The sequence below is a fragment of the Pseudomonas sp. QD4 genome (genome assembly GCF_049199125.1).
GTDB lineage: Bacteria > Pseudomonadota > Gammaproteobacteria > Pseudomonadales > Pseudomonadaceae > Aquipseudomonas.
In genome coordinates this window covers 1,051,969-1,073,839 of record NZ_JBLZOM010000001.1, presented here as the reverse complement: position 1 = coordinate 1,073,839, position 21,871 = coordinate 1,051,969, and the positions used below count along the sequence as shown (strand labels likewise).

15 protein-coding genes are annotated in these 21,871 nt (G+C 63.9%); 8 read left to right on the top strand and 7 right to left on the bottom strand.

What is annotated here, in order from left to right:
* The first annotated feature begins 33 nt into the window (after nt 1–33).
* The 6 genes from ACOZJV_RS04755 to ACOZJV_RS04730 all read left to right on the top strand — a co-directional run bounded on the left by ACOZJV_RS04755 (nt 34) and on the right by ACOZJV_RS04730 (nt 12,572).
* Complete coding sequence (locus ACOZJV_RS04755) at nt 34–1,350, top strand: MdtA/MuxA family multidrug efflux RND transporter periplasmic adaptor subunit (RefSeq protein WP_421546966.1); 1,317 nt, start codon at nt 34–36, stop codon at nt 1,348–1,350.
* Complete coding sequence (locus tag ACOZJV_RS04750; protein WP_078472111.1) at nt 1,347–4,445, top strand: MdtB/MuxB family multidrug efflux RND transporter permease subunit; 3,099 nt, start codon at nt 1,347–1,349, stop codon at nt 4,443–4,445. The genes ACOZJV_RS04755 and ACOZJV_RS04750 overlap by 4 nt, the downstream gene beginning before the upstream one ends.
* 121 nt (nt 4,446–4,566) lie before the next feature.
* Nucleotides 4,567–7,674 (top strand): efflux RND transporter permease subunit, encoded by a 3,108-nt coding sequence (locus tag ACOZJV_RS04745; RefSeq protein WP_421546965.1) that lies wholly within the window; start codon nt 4,567–4,569, stop codon nt 7,672–7,674.
* The gene (locus ACOZJV_RS04740) at nt 7,671–9,173 is read left to right on the top strand and encodes an efflux transporter outer membrane subunit (RefSeq protein ID WP_421546964.1); all 1,503 of its coding nucleotides are present in this window, start codon (nt 7,671–7,673) and stop codon (nt 9,171–9,173) included. Before ACOZJV_RS04745 ends, ACOZJV_RS04740 begins: the two co-directional genes overlap by 4 nt.
* A 351-nt stretch (nt 9,174–9,524) precedes the next feature.
* Nucleotides 9,525–11,606: a putative bifunctional diguanylate cyclase/phosphodiesterase gene (locus ACOZJV_RS04735; protein WP_201130792.1), complete on the top strand. Its 2,082-nt coding sequence runs from the start codon at nt 9,525–9,527 to the stop codon at nt 11,604–11,606.
* A gap of 219 nt (nt 11,607–11,825) precedes the next feature.
* Nucleotides 11,826–12,572 carry an SDR family oxidoreductase gene (locus ACOZJV_RS04730; RefSeq protein ID WP_078472115.1) on the top strand — a complete coding sequence of 249 codons (747 nt, stop codon included), beginning with the start codon at nt 11,826–11,828 and terminating at the stop codon, nt 12,570–12,572.
* Between the two features lie 89 nt (nt 12,573–12,661).
* On the opposite strand, the gene ACOZJV_RS04725 is transcribed toward ACOZJV_RS04730, so the two are convergent.
* The 6 genes from ACOZJV_RS04725 to ACOZJV_RS04700 all read right to left on the bottom strand — a co-directional run bounded on the left by ACOZJV_RS04725 (nt 12,662) and on the right by ACOZJV_RS04700 (nt 18,537).
* On the bottom strand, nt 12,662–13,210 hold the full coding sequence (locus ACOZJV_RS04725) for a hypothetical protein (protein ID WP_242487534.1): 549 nt from the start codon (nt 13,208–13,210) through the stop codon (nt 12,662–12,664).
* Nucleotides 13,211–13,243: 33 nt separating this feature from the next.
* Entirely contained in the window at nt 13,244–14,041 is a 798-nt protein-coding gene (locus tag ACOZJV_RS04720; protein WP_421546963.1) for a PoNe immunity protein domain-containing protein, read from the bottom strand.
* A 13-nt stretch (nt 14,042–14,054) separates the two neighbouring features.
* On the bottom strand, nt 14,055–15,098 hold the full coding sequence (locus ACOZJV_RS04715; RefSeq protein ID WP_421546962.1) for a hypothetical protein: 1,044 nt from the start codon (nt 15,096–15,098) through the stop codon (nt 14,055–14,057).
* A 71-nt stretch (nt 15,099–15,169) separates the two neighbouring features.
* Entirely contained in the window at nt 15,170–16,579 is a 1,410-nt protein-coding gene (gene mapR / locus ACOZJV_RS04710; protein WP_020300422.1) for a GntR family transcriptional regulator MpaR, read from the bottom strand.
* A gap of 104 nt (nt 16,580–16,683) precedes the next feature.
* Nucleotides 16,684–18,096, bottom strand: a complete 1,413-nt coding sequence (ccoG, locus tag ACOZJV_RS04705; RefSeq protein WP_078472118.1) for a cytochrome c oxidase accessory protein CcoG — start codon at nt 18,094–18,096, stop codon at nt 16,684–16,686.
* Nucleotides 18,097–18,303: 207 nt separating this feature from the next.
* Nucleotides 18,304–18,537 (bottom strand): DUF3203 family protein, encoded by a 234-nt coding sequence (locus tag ACOZJV_RS04700; RefSeq protein ID WP_078472119.1) that lies wholly within the window; start codon nt 18,535–18,537, stop codon nt 18,304–18,306.
* A gap of 216 nt (nt 18,538–18,753) precedes the next feature.
* On the opposite strand from ACOZJV_RS04700, the gene ACOZJV_RS04695 reads away from it, so the two are divergent.
* Nucleotides 18,754–19,248 (top strand): MgtC/SapB family protein, encoded by a 495-nt coding sequence (locus tag ACOZJV_RS04695; protein ID WP_078472120.1) that lies wholly within the window; start codon nt 18,754–18,756, stop codon nt 19,246–19,248.
* A gap of 142 nt (nt 19,249–19,390) precedes the next feature.
* Here ACOZJV_RS04695 and ACOZJV_RS04690 read toward each other — a convergent pair whose 3' ends face one another.
* Entirely contained in the window at nt 19,391–19,561 is a 171-nt protein-coding gene (locus ACOZJV_RS04690) for a hypothetical protein (protein WP_020300426.1), read from the bottom strand.
* Between the two features lie 248 nt (nt 19,562–19,809).
* Between ACOZJV_RS04690 and ACOZJV_RS04685 the strand changes: the two genes are divergently transcribed.
* A complete protein-coding gene (locus ACOZJV_RS04685; RefSeq protein WP_421546961.1) occupies nt 19,810–21,804 on the top strand; it encodes an alpha-1,4-glucan--maltose-1-phosphate maltosyltransferase in 1,995 nt (664 codons plus the stop codon).
* The last annotated feature ends 67 nt before the right edge of the window (nt 21,805–21,871 follow it).

Here is a 21,871-nt window from a genome sequence, read left to right as displayed (position 1 = left end):
TTCAGCCTTCTCAAGAAGACCTCCTCGCGCCCAATGGTTGATCATTCCATGCAATCCTCCGCTCCCCGCAACTCCCGTCGCTGGCTGTTCGGCCTGCTCGTCCTGCTGGTCATTGCCGTCCTGTGCTGGAAATTCTGGCCCGCGTCGAGCACCTCGAAGGACGAAGCAGCACCCAAGGCCGCCGCCGGGCATGCGGGCAGAAGCGGGGCGATGCGTCCGGGGTTCGGCGGGGCGACCGGGCCGATCCCGGTGCGCGTGGCGCCGGCGACCGAGGGCGACTTCCCCGTGTATTACAAGGCGCTGGGCACCGTTACGGCACTGAACACCATCAATGTGCGCAGCCGGGTCGCCGGTGAGCTGGTCAAGGTGGCGTTCGAGGAAGGGCAGATGGTCAAGGCCGGCGACCTGCTGGCGGAAATCGACCCGCGACCTTACCAGAATGCCTTGCTCCAGGCCGAAGGCACGCTGTTGCAGAACCAGGCCCAGTTGAAGAATGCCCAGGTCGACCTGGAGCGCTACCGTGGCCTGTATGCCCAGGACAGTATTGCCAAGCAGACCCTAGACACCGCCGCCGCACTGGTGGGCCAGTACCAGGGCACGGTCAAGACCAACCAGGCAGCGGTCAACGACGCCAAGCTCAACCTGGAATTCACCAAGATTCGCGCGCCGATCGCCGGTCGCCTCGGCCTGCGCCAGCTGGACGTCGGCAACCTGGTGGCGGCCAACGACACCACGGCGCTGGTGATCATTACCCAGACCCAGCCCATCAGCGTCGCCTTCACCTTGCCGGAAAACAGCCTCGACACCGTGCTCGCCCGTTACCACAGCGGTGCCAAGCTGCCGGTCGAAGCCTGGAATCGCGGCGACACCCAGTTGCAGGCCACCGGCGTGCTGCAAAGCCTGGACAACCAGATCGACACCACCACCGGCACCCTGAAGTTCAAAGCGCGCTTCGATAACCGCGACCAAAGCCTGTTCCCCAACCAGTTCGTCAATGTGCGGCTGCTGGCCGACACCCTGAAAAAGGTGATCCTGGCCCCGTCGGCGGCGATCCAGTTCGGCACCAATGGCACCTTCGTCTACGCCCTGGATGGCGACAACAAGGTGCAGATCCGTCAGCTCAAGGTGGGCGACAGCAACGGCGAATCGACGGTGATCAAGGAAGGCCTGGCCGCCGGCGACCGCGTCGTGCTCGAAGGCACCGACCGCCTGAAGGACGGCAGCGCAGTGGAGGTGGTCAACGACAGCGTCGACGTGCCGACCACCCCGACTGAACACCTGCAAGGCAAGCCGACCACCTCCACCGGAACCCCGGCCGCCGGGACCAAGGCGCAAAAGGGCGGCGCATGAATCTCTCGCGGCTGTTCATCCTTCGTCCGGTAGCCACCACCCTGAGCATGCTGGCCATTGTCCTGGCCGGCCTGATCGCCTATCGGCTGTTGCCGGTGTCGGCCTTGCCCCAGGTCGATTACCCGACCATCCGCGTCATGACCCTGTACCCAGGGGCCAGCCCGGACGTGATGACCAGCGCGGTTACCGCGCCCCTGGAACGCCAGTTCGGGCAGATGCCCGGCCTGACCCAGATGGCGTCCACCAGCTCCGGCGGCGCCTCGGTGCTGACCCTGCGCTTCAACCTCGACATCAATATGGATGTCGCCGAGCAACAGGTGCAGGCCGCGATCAATGCCGCCACCAACCTGCTGCCCAAGGATCTGCCGGCGCCGCCGGTGTACAACAAGGTCAACCCGGCGGACACCCCGGTGCTGACCCTGGCCATCACTTCCAAGACCATGTTGCTGCCCAAGCTCAATGACCTGGTCGACACGCGCATGGCGCAGAAAATCGCCCAGATCAGCGGCGTGGGCATGGTCAGCATTGCCGGCGGCCAGCGCCAGGCGGTGCGGATCAAGGTCAACCCCGAGGCCCTGGCGGCCAACGGCCTGAACCTGTCGGACGTGCGCACCCTGATCGCCGCGTCCAACGTCAACCAGCCCAAGGGCAACTTCGACGGCCCGACCCGGGTCTCGATGCTCGACGCCAACGACCAGCTGACGTCGCCCAAGGACTACGCCGAACTGATCCTGGCCTACAACAATGGCGCGCCGTTGCGGCTCAAGGATGTGGCGCAGATCGTCGATGGCGCGGAAAACGAGCGCCTGGCAGCCTGGGCCAACGAGAACCAGGCCGTGCTGCTGAATATCCAGCGCCAGCCCGGGGCCAACGTGATCGAGGTGGTGGACCGGATCAAAGCCTTGCTGCCGAGCATCACCGATAACCTGCCAGCCGGCCTGGACGTCATGGTGCTGACCGACCGCACCCAGACCATCCGCGCCTCGGTCACCGACGTGATGCACGAGTTGCTGATCGCCGTGGCGCTGGTGGTGATGGTCACCTTTCTCTTTCTGCGTCGCGCCAGTGCCACCCTCATTCCGTCGATCGCCGTGCCGCTGTCGCTGGTCGGCACCTTCGGCGTGATGTACCTGGCCGGGTTCTCGGTGAACAACCTGACCCTGATGGCCCTGACCATCGCCACCGGGTTCGTGGTGGACGATGCGATCGTGATGCTGGAAAACATCTCGCGTTATATCGAGGAAGGCGACAGTCCGATGCAGGCGGCGCTCAAGGGCGCCAAGCAGATTGGCTTCACCCTGATCTCCCTGACCCTGTCGCTGATCGCGGTGTTGATTCCGCTGTTGTTCATGGCCGATGTGGTGGGGCGCCTGTTCCGTGAGTTCGCCATCACCCTGGCGGTGGCGATCCTGATTTCCCTGGTGGTGTCCCTGACCCTGACCCCGATGATGTGCGCGCGCCTGCTCAAGCGCGAACCCAAGCCTGAAGAACAGGGCCGCTTCTACCGCGCCAGCGGCGCCTGGATCGACTGGCTGATCGAAAGCTACGGCCGCAAATTGCAGTGGGTGCTCAAGCACCAGTTCCTGACCCTGCTGGTGGCCATCGGCACCCTGGGCCTGACGGTGCTGTTGTACCTGGTGGTGCCCAAGGGCTTCTTCCCGGTGCAGGACACTGGGGTCATTCAGGGTATTTCCGAGGCGCCGCAGTCGGTCTCCTTCGCGGCCATGAGCCAGCGCCAGCAGGAGCTGGCCAAGATCATCCTCGAAGACCCGGCGGTGCAGAGCCTGTCGTCCTACATCGGGGTCGATGGCGACAACGCCACCCTCAACAGCGGCCGCCTGCTGATCAACCTCAAGCCCCACAGCGAGCGGGACCTGAGCGCCAGTCAAGTGATCGCGCGGATCCAGCCCCAGGTCGACAAGCTGATCGGCATCCGTCTGTTCATGCAGCCGGTGCAGGACCTGACCATCGAAGACCGGGTCAGCCGCACCCAGTATCAATTCAGCATGTCGTCGCCGGACGCGGAACTGCTCAGCCTCTGGAGCCAGCGCCTGGTGGAAGCCCTGGCCCAGCGCCCGGAACTCACCGATGTCGCCAGCGACCTGCAGGACAAGGGTTTGCAGGTGTTCCTGGTGATCGATCGCGACGCCGCCTCGCGGGTCGGGGTCTCGGTGTCGAACATCACCGACGCGCTGTATGACGCCTTCGGCCAGCGCCAGATCTCCACCATCTACACCCAGGCCAGCCAGTACCGCGTGGTGCTTCAGGCCCAGGCCGGGGAGAGTATCGGGCCCCAGGCCCTGGAGCAGATCCACGTCAAGACCACCGACGGCGGCCAGGTCCGGCTGTCGAGCCTGGCCCATGTTGAAGAGCGCCAGGCGCAGTTGGCGATTGCCCACATCGGCCAGTTCCCGGCGGTGATGATGTCGTTCAACCTGGCACCGGGCGTGGCCCTGGGGCAGGCGGTCGACATCATCGAGCAGGTGCAGCAGCAGATCGGCATGCCAGTGGGGGTGCAGACCCAGTTCCAGGGCGCGGCCGAAGCGTTCCAGGCCTCGTTGTCGAGCACCTTGCTGCTGATCCTGGCGGCGGTGGTGACCATGTACATCGTGCTCGGCGTGCTCTACGAGAGCTACATCCACCCGATCACCATCCTCTCGACCCTGCCTTCGGCGGCGGTCGGTGCCTTGCTCGCGCTGATCCTCAGCGGCAATGACCTGGGGATGATCGCGATCATCGGCATCATCCTGCTGATCGGTATCGTCAAGAAGAACGCGATCATGATGATCGACTTCGCCCTCGACGCCGAACGCAACCAGGGCATGGCGCCGGAGAAAGCCATCTACCAGGCGGCGCTCCTGCGTTTCCGGCCGATCCTGATGACCACCCTGGCGGCATTGTTCGGTGCCGTGCCGCTGATGCTGGCTACGGGTTCCGGCGCCGAACTGCGCCAGCCCCTGGGCCTGGTGATGGTCGGCGGCCTGTTGGTGAGCCAGATCCTCACGCTGTTCACCACGCCGGTTATCTACCTGTACTTCGATCGCCTGGGGCGCCGCTTCGGCAAGCGCGAAGTCGGCCAGGAGCAGGGCGTATGAAGCGGCGCAGCGGCCAGTTGCAAGCCGCAAGCCGCAAGCTGAATCAAGAGCAGCAGCAAGAGCGTGCGCCGATCGCGCTTTTCTCTTGCAGTTTGAGGCTTGAAGCTTGGAGCAGCTCCCGATGAACCTGTCCGGACCGTTCATCAAGCGCCCGGTGGCGACGATGCTGCTTTCCTTGGCGATCATGCTGCTGGGCGGCGTCAGCTTCGGCCTGCTGCCGGTGGCGCCGCTGCCGCAGATGGATTTCCCGGTGATTGTGGTCCAGGCCAGTCTGCCCGGGGCCAGCCCCGAGGTGATGGCGTCCACCGTGGCCACACCCCTGGAGCGCTCGTTCGGGGCGATTGCCGGGGTCAACACCATGAGCAGCCGTTCGAGCCAGGGTTCGACCCGGGTGATTTTGCAGTTCGACCTGGACCGCGACATCAACGGCGCCGCGCGGGAAGTGCAGGCGGCGATCAACGCCTCGCGCAACCTGCTGCCCAGCGGCATGCGCAGCATGCCCACCTATAAGAAGGTCAACCCGTCCCAGGCGCCGATCATGGTGCTGTCGCTGACCTCCGACGTATTGCAGAAGGGCCAGCTCTACGACCTGGCCTCGACCATCCTTTCGCAAAGCCTGTCCCAGGTGCCGGGTGTGGGTGAGGTGCAGATCGGCGGCAGCTCGCTGCCGGCGGTGCGCATCGAACTCGAACCGCAATTGCTCAACCAGTACGGCGTGGCCCTGGACGATGTGCGCAACGCCATCGCCAATGCCAACCAGCGCCGGCCCAAGGGTTCGGTGGAAGACGATCAGCGGCTGTGGCAGATCCAGGCCAACGACCAGCTGGAAAAGGCCAAGGACTACGAACCGCTGATCATCCACTACAAGGACGGCGCAGCCCTGCGCCTCAAGGACGTGGCCAAGGTCAGCGATGGCGTCGAGGACCGCTACAACAGCGGCTTCTTCAATGACGACGCGGCGGTGCTGCTGGTGATCAACCGCCAGGCCGGGGCCAACATCATCGAGACGGTGAACGAGATCAAGGCCCAGTTGCCGGCGTTGCAGGCGGTGCTGCCGGCCAGCGTCAAGCTCAACCTGGCCATGGACCGCTCGCCGGTGATCAAGGCCACCTTGCACGAGGCCGAAATGACCCTGCTGATCGCCGTGGCCCTGGTGATCCTGGTGGTGTTCCTGTTCCTCGGCAACTTCCGTGCCTCGCTGATCCCGACCCTGGCGGTGCCGGTGTCGCTGGTGGGCACTTTCGCCATCATGTACCTGTACGGGTTTTCCCTGAACAACCTGTCGCTGATGGCGCTGATCCTCGCCACCGGGCTGGTGGTGGACGATGCCATCGTGGTCCTGGAGAACATTTCCCGGCATATCGACGAGGGCATCGCGCCGATGAAGGCGGCGTACCTGGGGGCCAAGGAAGTGGGCTTTACCTTGCTCTCGATGAACGTGTCGTTGGTGGCGGTGTTCCTCTCGATCCTGTTTATGGGCGGGATCATCGAGAGCCTGTTCCGCGAATTCTCCATCACCCTGGCGGCCTCGATTGTGGTCTCGCTGGTGGTGTCCCTGACCCTGACCCCGATGCTTTGCGCGCGCTGGCTCAAACCCCACGTCCCGGGCCAGGAAAACCGCCTGCAACGCTGGAGCCAGCGCAGCAACGAGTGGATGACCGAAAAGTACGCCAGCAGCCTGGACTGGGTGCTGCGCCATCGGCGCCTGACCCTGCTCAGCCTGCTGCTGACCATCGGCGTCAACGTGGCGCTGTATGTGGTGGTGCCCAAGACCTTCCTGCCGCAACAGGACACCGGGCAACTGATCGGTTTCGTGCGCGGCGACGACGGCCTGTCGTTCAGCGTGATGCAGCCGAAGATGGAAATCTTCCGCCGCGCCGTGCTCAAGGACCCGGCGGTGGAAAGCGTGGCCGGCTTTATCGGCGGCAGCAACGGCACCAACAACGCCTTTATGCTGGTGCGCCTGAAACCGATCAAGGAACGCAATATTTCCGCGCAGAAGGTCATCGAGCGCATGCGCAAGGAAATGCCCAAGGTCGCCGGCGCCCAGCTGATGCTGATGGCCGACCAGGACCTGCAGTTCGGCGGTGGCCGCGAGCAGACCACCTCGCAGTATTCTTACATCCTGCAAAGCGGCGACCTCGGATCGCTGCGCGAGTGGTACCCGAAGGTGGTGACCGCGCTCAAGGCCCTGCCGGAGCTGACCGCCATCGACGCCCGCGAAGGCCGTGGCGCGCAACAGGTGACCCTGGTGGTCGACCGCGACCAGGCCAAGCGCCTGGGGGTGGACATGGACATGGTCACCGCGGTGCTGAACAACGCCTACAGCCAGCGCCAGATTTCCACCATCTATGACAGCCTGAACCAGTACCAGGTGGTGATGGAGGTCAACCCGAAATACGCCCAGGACCCGATCACCCTGAACCAGGTGCAGGTCATCACCAGCGCCGGCGCGCGGATTCCGCTGTCGACCATCGCCCATTATGAAAACAGCCTGGAAGACGACCGCGTCAGCCACGAGGGCCAGTTCGCCTCGGAAAGCATTTCCTTCGACATGGCCGAAGGGGTGACGGTGGAGCAGGGCACGGCGGCCATTGAGCGGGCCATCGCCAAGCTCGGCATGCCGGAAGACGTGATCGTCAAGATGGCCGGCACCGCCGACGCCTTCGCCGCGACCCAGAAGAGCCAGCCGTTCATGATCCTCGGCGCGCTGCTGGCGGTGTACCTGGTGTTGGGCGTGTTGTACGAAAGCTACATCCACCCGCTGACCATCCTCTCGACCTTGCCCTCGGCCGGGGTCGGGGCCTTGCTCTCGATCTACCTGCTGGGGGGCGAGTTCAGCCTGATCTCGCTGCTGGGCCTGTTCCTGCTGATTGGGGTGGTGAAAAAGAACGCGATCCTGATGATCGACCTGGCGCTGCAACTGGAGCGCCACCAGGGCCTGGCGCCGCTGGAGTCGATCCGCAGTGCCTGCCTGCTGCGGCTGCGGCCGATCCTGATGACCACCCTGGCCGCGATCCTCGGCGCCGTGCCGTTGCTGCTGAGCACCGCCGAAGGCGCGGAAATGCGCCAACCCCTGGGCCTGACCATTATTGGCGGGCTGATCTTCAGCCAGGTGCTGACCCTTTACACCACCCCGGTGGTTTACCTGTATCTCGATAAACTGCGCCATAAATTCAACCACTGGCGTGGAATACGTACCGATGCCGCTCTGGAAACGCCGCTATGACTGACTGTTCGCCTCGCAACTCTCTTGTGCGCTCCGCCCAGCGCCTGGCCCTGGCTCGTGGCTCGCGCCTGTTGAGCCTGAGCCTGAGTCTGGCGCTGCTCAGTGCCTGCGCCATCGGCCCGGATTATCAGCGCCCGCAAGTGGCTGAGCCGGCGCAGTACAAGCAGGCCGAGGGCTGGCGCCAGGCCAATCCCAGCGATGCCCTGGCCCGTGGCGCCTGGTGGGAGCTGTATGGCGATGCGCAACTCAATGGGCTGGTGGAGTCGCTGAACAGCGCCAACCAGACCTTGGCCCAGTCCGAAGCCCAGTACCGCCAGGCCCAGGCCCTGGTGCGCAGCGCACGGGGTTCGTTGTTCCCTTCGGTGGACCTGAGCGCCGGCAAGACCCGCGCCAGCCAGGGCACCGGCAGCAGCAGTTCGGGGCTGAGCAGTTCCTCCAGCGGCATCCGCGACACCTACAACAGCCAGTTGGGTGTGAGTTGGGAGGCGGACGTGTGGGGCAAACTGCGCCGTGGCCTGGAAGCCAACGAAGCCAGCGCCGAGGCCAGCTTTGCCGATCTGGCGGCCATGCGCTTGAGCCAGCAGTCGGAACTGGTGCAGAACTACCTGCAACTGCGGGTGATCGACGAGCAGAAGCGTTTGCTCGAAGCCACGGTGGCGGCGTATCAGCGTTCCCTGACCATGACCGAGAACCAGTACCGCGCCGGGGTGTCCGGCAAGGATGCGGTGGCCCAGGCCCAGACCCAGCTCAAGAGCACCCAGGCCGACCTGATCGACCTGATCTGGCAGCGCGCCCAGCTGGAAAACGCGATTGCGGTGCTGATCGGCCAACCTCCGGCCGGGTTCAGCCTGGCCGAGACCCAGAGCATCCCTACCTTGCCCCAGGTGCCCCTGAGCCTGCCGTCGCAGTTGCTGGAGCGGCGCCCGGACATCGCCTCGGCCGAGCGCTCGGTGATCGAGGCCAACGCCAATATCGGCGTGGCCAAGGCGGCCTACTACCCGGACCTGACCCTGAGCCTGGCGGGCGGCTACAGCAGCAGCACCTATGCCGACTGGATCAGCCTGCCCAACCGCTTCTGGTCGGTGGGACCCAAGCTGGCGATGACCCTGTTCGACGGTGGTCAGCGCTCGGCGGAAGTCGACCGTACCGAGGCGGTGTACGACCAGACTGTGGCCAAGTACCGGCAAACCGTGCTCGACGGGTTTCGCGAGGTGGAAAACTACCTGGTGCAGCTCAAGGTCCTGGAAGACGAGAGCGCCGTGCGCCAGCAAGCCCTCGACGCGGCCCGGGAATCCCAGCGCCTGACCGAGAACCAATACAAGGCCGGGCTGATCGCCTACCTCGATGTGGTCGCGGTCCAGGCCACGGCCCTGAGCAACGAACGCAACGTGCTGAACCTGCTGCAAAGCCGCCTGGTGGCCAGCGTCCAACTGATCGCCGCCCTGGGCGGTGGCTGGGACGGCCAGTTGCAAGCCAGCGAGCAAAAGCCCAACCCTTGAAACCGCCACGGCGGCTACAGATTTGTCCCACCGAGCCCCTGTAGCCGCTGCCGCAGGCTGCGCCGTTCCTAAAACCCGACAACCCTGCACCTGACACCCCTCCGGCGACTGTCCGGCCCAGCGCCGCCTGGCGGCAGCGGCTACAGCGAGGCTTGTTGTTTTGGGGGGCGAAGCGGCTGATTTCGAGGCATGCCCACAGGGCCCGTAAGGGCATGCCGGGCCGGAATAAAGTCTTCCGTCTGACTAATGGCGTTCTGCTCACTTTGTGAGTGCGTTCTGCCGTGCAATCAGTACAATCTGCCGCTTTGCCCACCGAGCCTGGATCCAGGCTTAACGGCTGCGAGACCCTTGATGCTCATTGGTTCCTACTCTCCCGCGCTGGTCGTCATTTCGCTGTTTGTGGCGATTCTTGCGTCCTATACCGCCCTGGATCTCACAGGGCGTATTGCCACTACCCGTGGCCTGGCGGCGCAGCTGTGGATGGTCGGCGGCGCGCTGGCCATGGGGGTGGGCGTATGGTCGATGCACTTTATCGGCATGTTGGCCTTTGAGTTGCCGATCGAGCTGGGCTACGACCTGTCGATCACCGCTTTGTCGCTGCTGATTTCCATCCTGTCCTGCGGTTTTGCCCTGTGGCTGGTGAGCCAGACGCGCCTGCCGTTCTGGCAGTTGGGTTTTGGCGCCCTGGTGATGGGGGCCGGGATCAGCGGCATGCATTACACCGGGATGGCGGCGATGCGCATGCAACCGGGCATCGACTACGATCCGACGCTGTTCAGCGCATCGCTGCTGATTGCCGTGGGCGCATCGGCCGCGGCGTTGTGGATCGCCTTCCGCCTGCGCCGCAATACCCCCCATGTGCGCCTGGTCCGGGCCGGTGCAGCGGTGATCATGGGCATCGCGATTGTCGGCATGCATTACACCGGCATGGCCGCCGCGCGGTTTGCCGATGGCAGTTTCTGCGGCGCCCTGGGCAACGGCCTGAATGGCAAGGGCCTGGATAACCTGGTGCTGATCACCACCCTGGCGGTGCTGATCATCGCCTTGCTGACCTCGGTGCTCGATGCGCGCCTGGAAGCGCGCACGGCGATCCTGGCCGAGTCGCTGACCGAGGCCAATCGCGAGCTGACCCAGCTGGCCTTGCACGACACCCTGACCAGCCTGCCGAACCGGATCCTGCTGGCCGACCGGATCGACCAGGCCATGCACCGGGTGACGCGCCAGGGTGGCTGCTTCGCCCTGATGTTTATCGACCTGGACGGGTTCAAGCCGGTCAACGATGCCTTCGGCCACCATATGGGCGACCAACTGTTGCGGGAGGTGGCCCAGCGTTTGCGCGAGGATTTGCGCAACGAAGACACCCTGGCGCGGATCGGTGGCGATGAGTTCGTGCTGCTGGTGCAGTTGGCCGAGCCCGATGACGCCATGCGCGTGGCTGCACGCCAGGTCGGGCTGATTTCCCGGGTGTTCCGGGTGGCCGACCATGACCTGCAGATCTCCGCCAGCATCGGCATTGCCGTATACCCGGGCAATGGCCAGAACGCCCAGGAACTGCTGATGAACGCCGACGCCGCGATGTATCACGCCAAAGGCGCCGGCAAAAATGGCTACAGCTTCTTCGATGCATCGATGAACACCAACGCGCGCCGACAACTGCAACTGTTGCAGGACTTGCGCAACGCTCTGGATCAGCAGCAGTTCAGCCTGCACTACCAGCCCAAATTCGATGCGGTGAACGGCTTGCCGGTCGGTGCCGAGGCGCTGTTGCGCTGGAACCACCCGCAACAGGGGCTGCTGTTGCCGGACAAGTTCATCGAGCTGGCGGAAAAGACCGGGCTGATCATTCCGATTGGCGAATGGGTGCTCAACGAAGCGTGCCGGCAGATGCGCGAGTGGTATGTGCAGGGCTACACCGGCTGGCGTATCGCGGTAAACCTGTCGGCGTTGCAGTTCTGTCATGCCGGGTTGGTCAAGAGTGTCGCCGGTGCCTTGGCCCGCTATGAGCTGCCGGCCAACAGCCTGACCCTGGAAATCACCGAAACCACGGCCATGAGCGATGCCGATGCGAGCATGACGGTGCTGCAGCAGCTGTCGGACATGGGGGTGGACCTGTCCATCGATGATTTCGGCACCGGTTATTCCAGCCTGATGTACCTCAAGCGGTTGCCGGCCAACGAGCTTAAAATCGACCGCGGTTTCGTTCGCGATCTGGAGCACGACAGCGATGACGCGGCGATTGTCTCGGCCATCGTCGCCCTGGGCCAGGCCCTGGGTTTGCGCATCGTCGCCGAGGGCGTGGAAACCGGTGTCCAGCAGAACTTCCTGACCCAATTGGGCTGTGATTCGCTGCAAGGGTATTTCCTTGGCCACCCACTGCCCGCCGAACGTTTTATGCAAGACATCCAACTCGCCGAGCAAACACAGAACCCTTAGCTGTTGTCGGGGTATGAGGCTGCGCTGGGCTGACCGGGTCGGGCGCCGGAGTATATCTGGAAGGAATGCGGTGTAGCGGACGGCCAGGCGCCGCAGCTATGTCGGGAACGATTGCAGTGTTGGAGAGGACCAGGCATCCACTGGGCAAAGCAGTTTTCATCGCTGCGCGCAGGGTGTTTAATTGCCCGGGTTTAAAGGATCAGCAAGGGGATTGGCCGTATGGATAAAGTCATCGTCATCACTGGCGGCGGACGGGGGATTGGCGCTGCCACGGCGGTGCTCGCCGCGCAGCAGGGCTATCGGATCTGCATCAATTACCAGGCCGACGAACAATCGGCGCTCGCGGTGTTGGAGCAAGTGCGCGCGCTGGGGGCCCAGGCCATTGCGGTCCGCGCCGATGTGAGCATCGAGGACGAGGTGATCAGCCTGTTCAACCGGGTCGACGCCGAACTGGGACGGGTGACCGCCCTGGTCAACAATGCCGGGACCGTGGGGCACAAATCCCGTCTCGACGAGATGTCCGAGTTCCGCATTCTCAAAGTACTCAAGACCAATGTCCTGGCGCCCATGCTGTGCGCCAAGCAGGCGGTGCTGCGCATGTCGCCACGCCATGGCGGGCAGGGCGGCAGTATCGTCAATGTGTCGTCAGCCGCGGCGCGCCTGGGTTCGCCCAACGAGTACATCGACTACGCCTCGTCCAAGGGCGCGCTGGACACCTTCACCCTGGGCCTGTCCAAGGAAGTGGCCGGGGAGGGGATCCGGGTCAACGCGGTGCGTCCGGGTTATATCTTCACCGACTTCCATGCCCTGAGCGGCGACGCCGACCGTGTCAGCAAGCTCGAAAGCGCGATCCCCATGGGCCGCGGCGGACGCCCCGATGAAGTGGCCGAGGCGATTATCTGGCTGCTGTCGGACAAGGCCTCGTATTCCACCGGCAGCATCATCGACCTGGCTGGCGGCCGTTGATTCGCGCTTGAGCCTGGGTGGCGACGGGCGAGCCTGGGACCGCTGCACAGCGCAGCGGGAGCCAACTCCCTCGCCGCGGGCAGGCCGCTTCAGCCCAGGCGCGGCCTGCGGCTGCGGTGGCTCAGCAGCAAGGCCAGTAGCAGCCCCAGCAGGCTGATGCCGTACATCATGTGCAGGCTCAGGAAGTAGTCCAGGGTTTCACCAGGGCGCACGCAGCTGTAGCTGAAACCCTGGCCATCCTGGGTCACGCCCGGCGCGGCACTCAGGTCTACCGCCACCTGGGGTGGCGACACTGGATCAGGGTTGCCGATATCGGTCCAGGTCTGGCTCGCCAACTGGTCGATTGCCGCCAGTTGCGCGCCGTTGCAGCGGTGGAGTGCATAACCGCCGATGATCAGCAGCGCGAATATCAGGATCAGCATCGGTATCACGTAGTAGCGCTGCGCAGGCAACACGCGCACCACCACCAGCCCTGTAATAAAGCCCGAGACCAGAAGGTTGGTCCAGATTGGCAAACTGTCGTTCCAACTGTCGGGGATCAGCAGCATCAATGCGTAGGGCACGACCAGGCTCATCAGCAGTTTGCACAGGGCAGCCGCCAATACGGCGACCAGCAAGGGTTTGATCAAGGATTTCATGGGCAATTCATAACCTGATGAGGAAGATGGGGGTCAGTCGTGGTCGGCGGGCGAGGGGATCGGCGGCGGGCTGAAACGCCGCGCGTATTGCACCAGGTCCCGTGGGTAAATCAGGTGTTTGACCCGGCTGTCATCCAGGTCATAGAGGTAGGCGATGGCGGCCGCCTCGAAGGCCCAGTAGCCGACATACTCGCTGTCATCGACCTGCTGATGGCTGTCGAACCAGGGTGCCTGGGTGAAGGCCGGGTACCACTGGTTGCAGTATTCCTCCAGCAATTCGGCGGCTTCGGCGCGGTCCTCGGCATAGATGGCGTTGATCAGCGGCGTATACAGTTCGTGGTACCACTCGTCCAGGTCCAGCCGCTCGGCCAGGAACGGCTTGAGCAGGTCTTCCACCAGGGTGTCTTCGCCGTGATAGCCGGCGCGGTCGAACAGCGCGACGAAACGCGGTAGCAGGTCGCTGCGCTGGAGCAGGATGCACAGGCTGATGACTTGCACATATTCCTCGAACTCATGCACCGCGGACTGGATGTCGAGGGGCGCAATGTCTGGTGCCTCGAGCCAGTCGCCGAGGGCCTGCTGATGGCGCTCGTAATCAAGGATCAAGCGGTCCAGGCGCCCGGCCAGGGAGGCGATGTCGGCCCCGGCGGTGTACTCGAGAATCAGCGCGCTCAGGGTCGCAGTCTGAATTTCCAGGGCTTCCAGTTGTGGGCCCTGTTTGCCCGTATCAGGCGGCATTGGGTGTGCCAGCAACATCTGTTCGGTGCCTGCCAGGCTGTGGCGCAGGTCGTGGTACTGCTGTTGGCTGAGAAAAACCTGTCGTCTGTTCATGGGTGCTCCAGGCTTATTCAAAGATCAGCGGAGTAAAGGGGGCCCGGCGGCCTGAGGTTTCTTCGAACAACTGCGCCAGGTCCGTTTCATCGAGGTCCAGGCCCAGCTCGTCAAGCTCCTCTCGCAACTGTTCGACATCGCCCTCAACGATCTGCAACGGCAGGCGGTGATAGGGCCGCGGGTCTTCGCCGTAATACACCTTGGCCGGGCCGAAGGGCACGTCTTCGAGGCGGGCGAAGCCTTCGTCGTCGAGGCTGCCCTGGCGTTCCGAGCCATCGCTGAAGATCACCCGGTACGCCGCGCCGGACACCGGTTCCAGGTTGCTGTAGTGCAGGTTCAGTTCCAGCCAGTGGCCGCTGCCCTCGCTGCCTTGATTGAGGCTCTGGGTGGTCTTGGCGCCATCGCTGGCCCCGGCTCCCGGCAGGGCGCCGGGACGTTGTTGGGACTGGGGCTTGAGGAATCGCGCCGGCTCCTGGCTGCCGGTATCAGCTCCCGAACTGTTGCGCTGCACAGCCACCCAGGGGTCGATGCGTTCCTGCAGGGTCTGGATCAGGAACCCGCTGTGCCCCGTGGCTTCGTTGAGGTTATGGCGGACCATGGTCTGTTGCTGGGGGGGCAGCCCGAGGAAGTGCCGGGACTGTTCCACCACCTGCTGCACCAGCAGCATGTCATCCCTCAGGCGTTGCGCGTCGAGGGTCTTCTCCAGCAACTGCTCCGGGCTGGTCTTGATCCGGCAGGCTTCGAGGCTATAGCGGATCAGATCGAACAGGCTGCGGGCATGGCGTTGGGGCGCACGGTTGATGGCGCGCAGGATCAGTTTGAGGTCCTGGCCCGGGCCGGGGATCCAGCCCACCAGGGACAAGGCCAGGTCGAAGAAAGCGTCTTCCTCGTCGTCGGCAAAACGCACCGCTTCCAGCTCGAGGATCGCCTGCACCGTGTCGTAGGCGTTGAGCTCCTGGGTCAGCAGCGGCAACCGTCCACGGTAGATGGCCTTGATCAACTGCTCCTTGGCGTCCTGATAGTCGATCAGCGACTCATCGTAGAGGTCTTCGCCCATGGCGCGCTCCATCCCTGGAAAAATTCGAGGGCGGATGCTGCCGCAATTGCCCCCGGGCTGCAAGGCCAGGTTCAGAAAGAACGGACAATCCGCCCCAGGGTTTCCATGGCCCGTTCCATGGCTTCGTCCCATGGGCTGCCGTAGTTCAGGCGGATGCAGTTCCTGAAGCGCTGGGTCGGCGAGAAGATCGGCCCCGGGGCGATGCTGATGCCCTGGGCCAGGGCCATCTGGAACAGTTTCAGCGAGTCCATTTGCGGCGGCAGTTCCAGCCACAGGAAGTAGCCTCCGGCCGGCTGGCTGACCCGGGTCTGGGCCGGGAAGTAGCGGGCAATCGCCGCGAGCATGGCGCTTTGCTGTTCTTCCAGGGCGTAGCGCAGTTTGCGCAGGTGTCGGTCATAACCACCGTGCTGCAGGTAGTCGGCGATGGCAGCCTGGGCCGGCATCGAGGCGCACAGCGAGGTCATGAGTTTCAGGCGTTCGATCTTCTGCGCGTAGCGCCCGGCGGCGACCCAGCCGATGCGGTAGCCGGGGGCCAGGCTTTTGGCGAAGGAGCCGCAGTGCATCACCAGGCCTTCGGTGTCGAAGGCCTTGGCCGGTTTCGGCGCCTGCTGGCCGTAATACAGTTCGGCGTAGACATCGTCTTCGATCAGCGGCACCTGGTGCACCCGCAGCAATTCCACCAGTTCCTGTTTCTTGGCTTCGGGCATGGTCGCGCCCATGGGGTTCTGGAAGCTGGTCATGCACCAGCAGGCCTTGATCGGATGACGCTCCAGGGTCTGCGCCAGCACCCCGAGGTCGATCCCGTCCCGTGGGTGTACGGGGATCTCCACGGCCTTGAGCTTGAGCCGCTCCAGCACCTGCAGGCTGGCATAGAAGGCCGGGGCCTCGATCGCCACCAGGTCGCCGGGTTCGGTCACGGCCTGCAGGCACAGGTTCAGGGCTTCCAGGGCGCCGTTGGTGATCAACAGTTCTTCCATGGGCAGCATCAGCCCGCCGACCATGTAGCGCAGGGCGATCTGGCGCCGCAGTTGCGGGTTGCCCGGGGACATGTCGGTGACCACCATGCGCGGGTCCATCTCGCGGCTGGCGCTGGCCAGGGAGCGGGCCAGGCGTTGCAGGGGGAACAGGGTCGGGCTGGGGAAGGCTGAGCCGAAGGGCACGGTGGTCGGGTCCTTGATCGAGTCCAGCACCGAGAACACCAGTTCACTGACGTCGACTTCGGTGGACTCGCTGACCTGGCTGCTGATCACCGGCTCCGAGAACGGGCTTGGCGCATGGGTGTTGACGAAGTAGCCGGAACGCGGCCTGGCGCGAATCAGCCCGCGGCGTTCAAGCAGGTAATAGGCCTGGAATACCGTGGACGGGCTGACCCCGTAGGTCTGGCTGGCGTAGCGCACCGACGGCACGCGCTGGCCGGGGCCCAGGACTCCGGAACGGATCAGTTCGGCGATGTCCTCGGCAAATTTTTCGTAGCGTTTCATCGGTATCCCGCGATGGACTGAATTCGGATTGCTGGTGTGGCGAGGGAGCGGACTCCCTCGCCACAGAGGATCGCTTGCTCAACAAAAGCAGCGCATCTTAAGGCTCAGCGATTCAATGGCGCCACAAAACGGCTTTTGGCCACGCTGTAGACTTCGGGCTGGTCAGTGTCGGTGACTTTGAAACCGATGGTCTGCGAGCTGCTTTGAGGCTTGTCGGTGATCATGGCCACGGACACCGGGAAGTCGGTGATTTCCCCGGGCGCCAGGCTGAACTCGGTCTTGCCTTGCAGCTTGAAGCCATCGCCGTCCACCAGTTCGACGCGATAGTCCTGGCGCTGCTGGGTCTTGTTGATGACCTTGAGGCTGTAGATGTTCTCGATCTGGCCTTCGCTGTTCTCGCGGAACAGCCCACGGTCCTTGCTCACGTCCAGGGACACCATCGGCCGTTCCACCAGGGCCAGGGCCAGGGCGCCGATCATGATCACCAGCACCGCGCAGTAACCGATCAGGCGCGGTCGCAACAGGTGCGTCTTGCCGCCCTGCAACTGATGCTCCGAGGTGTATTTGATCAGGCCGCGGGGGTAATTCATCTTGTCCATGATCGAGTCGCAGGCGTCGATACAGGCCGCGCAGCCGATGCATTCCATTTGCAGGCCGTCGCGGATGTCGATGCCGGTCGGGCAGACCTGCACGCACAAGTGGCAGTCGATGCAGTCGCCGAGGCCAACGTCCGCCGGCTTGACGTCACGCTTGCGCGGACCACGGTTTTCGCCACGGGCCACGTCGTAGGAAATGGTCAGGGTGTCCTTGTCGAACATCACGCTCTGGAAGCGTGCATACGGGCACATGTGCATGCACACCGCTTCACGCAGCCAGCCGGCGTTGATGTAGGTGGCGCCGGTGAAGAACAGCACCCAGAACAGGCTGACGCCGCCGATCTGCAAGGTCAGCAGCTCTTGGGCCAGGGGCCGGATCGGGGTGAAATAGCCGACGAAGGTCAGCCCGGTCATCACGCTGATGCCTAGCCACAGCGTGTGCTTGGCCGCGCGCCGTGCCAGTTTGTTCGGCCCCCAGGGCGCCGCTTGCAGCTTGATCCGCTGGTTGCGCTCGCCTTCGGTGACTTTCTCGCACCACATGAACAGCCAGGTAAAGGAGCTCTGGGGGCAGGTGTAGCCGCACCAGACCCGGCCGGCGAACACGGTGATCGCGAACAGGCCGAAGGCGCAGATGATCAGCAACGCCGACAACAGGATGAAATCCTGGGGCCAGAAGGTCGCGCCGAAGATGTGGAACTTGCTTTCGGAAAGGTCCCAGAGCACCGCCTGGCGGCCGCCCCAGTTGAGCCAGACCGTGCCGAAAAACGCCAGGAACAGAAAGCCGGCGCCGGTCACGCGCAAGGTACGGAACAACCCGCTGAAGCTGCGGGTGTGGATTTGGTTGTCGCTGGATTTGGCCTTCATCTTTGGGCGTGAAGGCTCGAATGTTTCTACTAATCGGACGGGGATTCTATCGCTCATGGTCTTTCGCTCATCAGCCTCCATCAGGCCGGTGCACTATGACCATCGATCTGTTTGCATAACAGACTCAGCTATTGCATTAAAAAGCGGATCAGATACGCCTTCAGGGGCTGCCTGCGACAACTTGCTGCACCCTGGCAAACTCCCGCTGGCGCGTGGCGCCGAGCCCTAACGCACGCGTCGGCGCTTGTCTGTGATCCAGGTCAGTCAAATCACCGACTCACTGTCGGTGGCCTTCAGGTGCTTACGGCCGTCGGTAGCGCCTGCTACGGTCAATGCGTCGGCTTCTGCTTCGGTGATGTACACCCGCTGGCCTTGCAGCTCGACGGCGGACATGGATTTTTCACTGTCGGTGATGATGGTCACTTCGTTGGCGGGCCACTGGCCGCGGACTTCGTCGGTGTCGATGTAACAGATCTGGTTTTCGATACGCAGGCTCATGGCGCGAGTCCTTTTTCAGGGGTGATACAGGTTAGGGCGCCGCAGCCGGGCATGGTTCGGTGCAACCGATTAATGGTCATGGTGGGTGCGGGTGCCGTTGCAACTGCACCGCACTTTTTGCCCTGGGCCGCTGTCCATCCTTGGTCGAGGGCTGCTCGCGTTCAGGTGCCGCACGCCGCCGCTCTCCACACAAATCCCCACACAAGGATCGGAACCATGAACGCCTGGTGGCATGAAGTATGGGTAACCTTGCAGGCCGAGTTCGCCGATATCGGCGATGCCAGGCAGCTGACACAAATCACCGTGCGCCTGCTGATTGCGGCGACCCTGGGTGGGATTCTCGGTTTTGAGCGCGAGCACAAGGGCAAGGCCGCCGGGGTACGCACCCATATGCTGGTGGCCCTGGGCGCTGCGTTGTTTGTGCTGGTGCCGCAGATGTCCGGGTCCCAGGCCGATGCCATGAGCCGGGTGGTACAGGGGGTGATCGCCGGCATCGGTTTTCTCGGTGCCGGGACCATTCTCAAAGGCCGGGAAGACGGCGACGAACAGCACGTCAAGGGCCTGACCACCGCCGCCGGGCTATGGATGACCGCAGCCATCGGGGTCGCTGCGGGGCTGGGGCGCGAGGCCACCGCCGTGCTCAGCACCTTGCTCGCCCTGGGCGTGTTCAGCCTGATGCCGCGCATCGTGCGCCTGCTGGACAAACCCTAAACCTGTAGCCGCTGTCGAGGCACGAGGCTGCGCTGGGCCTCAAGGCCAGCGTCCGAACGCGGCCCGAGGCAGCGGCGGCTACAGGTCCGACACTGGCCTGCGAACTCAGCCGCTCAGCATCTTCAGCCTAGGTGTCTAAGCTTCATCCCCTGGGCTCGACAATCACCGGCGGCATGGTGCTGGGCGGATCGCCCTTGGGGGGCGGGGTGCTTTCGGGCGGCTCCTGTTCCGGCACCGGTTGCGGTTCGCTGGGGGGCAGGGTCGGTTGGTCGATGTTCGGATCGGGGGTTTCTGCCGGAATCGGGATATTCATCGTACTGGCCTCCTTTGTGCTTGGCTTTGCACAGGCTCATGGGGTGGACCCTGCGTGAGGCGAATTGATTCCCTGCCGTTGGCGGCGTCCGTCCGGCCGAGTTCATCCGGCGACGCCACATTCGGCTGAACTTTTAGCGCGCTGCTCGGTTCGGAACTTAAGTCTCTGAACTTAAGTGCGCCCGTCTGGGCCACGTGTGAATACATCAGGTACAAGAGCGTCCACGGGGCGTTAAGGGGTGATGCTCGATGACTGCTGATAAACCGACTGAGCTGCACTACAACCCGCATTTACCGCTGTCACAGGCCTTGCTGCTGCCACGTATCGCCATCGAAAACACCGAGCCGGTGATCGATGGCGGGCAGTTTGCGGTCAAGGCGGTCGAGGGCGAGACCATCAACGTGCGCAGCAAAGTGTTCGCTGACGGTCACGACAAGCTGGCGGTGCGCGTGCGTTGGCGTGCCGAGGGCGATGAGGTCTGGAACAGCCGGGCCTTGGACGACCTGGGCAACAACGGCTGGGGCGGCCAGTTCAGCGTGCCGACCCAGGGCCTGTATCGATTTTGCATTGAAGCCTGGGTCGATCAGTTCGCCAGCTTCACCTACGAGCTGGAGAAAAAATTCCTCGCCGGGATTCCCGTCAGCCTTGAGTTGCAGGAAGGCCGCAACCAGGTGCAACTGGCGTTCGAACGCAGCGAGGGCGAGTTGCGCGAGCAGTTGATCGCGTTGCATCACCGGTTGTCCGGATTGCTGGAAACCGAACAGGTGCAGTTGTTCCTGGCCGCGGACAGTGCGGCGCTGATGGCCGAGGCCGACCATCGGCCCTACCTCAGCCTGAGCCCCGAGTACCCGCTGGACGTCGAACGCTCCCTGGCCCAGTTCGCCAGTTGGTACGAGCTGTTTCCGCGCTCGATCACCGACGATCCCCACCGCCATGGCACCTTTAATGATGTGCACTCGCGCTTGTCGATGATCCACGACATGGGTTTTGACGTGCTGTACTTCCCGCCGATCCACCCCATCGGCCGCAGTTTTCGCAAGGGGCGCAACAATTCCCTGAACGCCGGCCCGGATGATCCGGGCAGCCCCTATGCCATTGGCAGCGAGGAGGGCGGGCATGACGCCATCCACTCCCAGCTCGGCACGCGCGAAGACTTCCGGCGCCTGGTGGCCGCGGCCGCCGAGCACGGCCTGGAAATCGCCCTGGATTTCGCCATCCAGTGTTCCCAGGATCACCCTTGGCTCAAGCAGCACCCGGGGTGGTTCAACTGGCGCCCGGACGGCACCATCAAATACGCCGAAAACCCGCCGAAGAAATACCAGGACATCGTCAACGTCGACTTCTATGCCGCCGAAGCGATCCCCAGCCTGTGGCTGGAGCTGCGGGACATCGTGGTCGGGTGGGTCGAGGAGGGGGTGAAGATCTTCCGTGTCGACAACCCGCACACCAAGCCGCTGCCGTTCTGGCAGTGGTTGATCGCCGATGTGCGGGCGCAGTACCCGGAAGTGATGTTCCTCGCGGAAGCCTTCACCACCCCGGCGATGATGGCGCGCCTGGGCAAGGTCGGTTACTCCCAGAGCTACACCTATTTCACCTGGCGCAACACCAAGAGCGAGCTGGCGACCTATTTCACCGAGCTCAACCAGGCGCCGTGGCGCGAGTGCTTTCGGCCCAATTTCTTCGTCAACACCCCGGACATCAACCCGGCCTTCCTCCATGAGTCAGGGCGCCCGGGGTTCCTCATCCGTGCCGTGCTGGCAACCATGGGTTCGGGGCTGTGGGGCATGTACTCGGGGTTCGAGCTGTGCGAAGCCTCGCCGGTGCCGGGCAAGGAGGAGTACCTGGATTCGGAGAAATACGAGATCCGCCCCCGGGACTTCACCGCGCCGGGCAACATCATTGCCGAGATCGCCCAACTCAACCGCATCCGCCGCCAGAACCCGGCGTTGCACAGCCACCTCGGGCTGACGATCTACAACGCCTGGAACGACAACATCCTGTACTTCGGCAAGCGCAGCGCCGATGGCAGCAACTTCATCCTGGTGGCGGTCAGCCTCGATCCGTTCAACGCCCAGGAAGCTCATTTCGAATTGCCACTCTGGGAGTTGGGCCTGCCCGACGACGCCCAGACCCAGGGTGAGGACCTGATGAACGGCCACCGCTGGACCTGGTACGGCAAGACCCAGTGGATGCGCATCGAACCGCACCAGCCGTTCGGCATCTGGCGCATCAGCAGCCCTTGATCCCGCCTGCCCGGTGCTGGCGCAACCCGCGCGAGCACCGAGAGCAGTGCCAGGGGGAGGTTGCCGA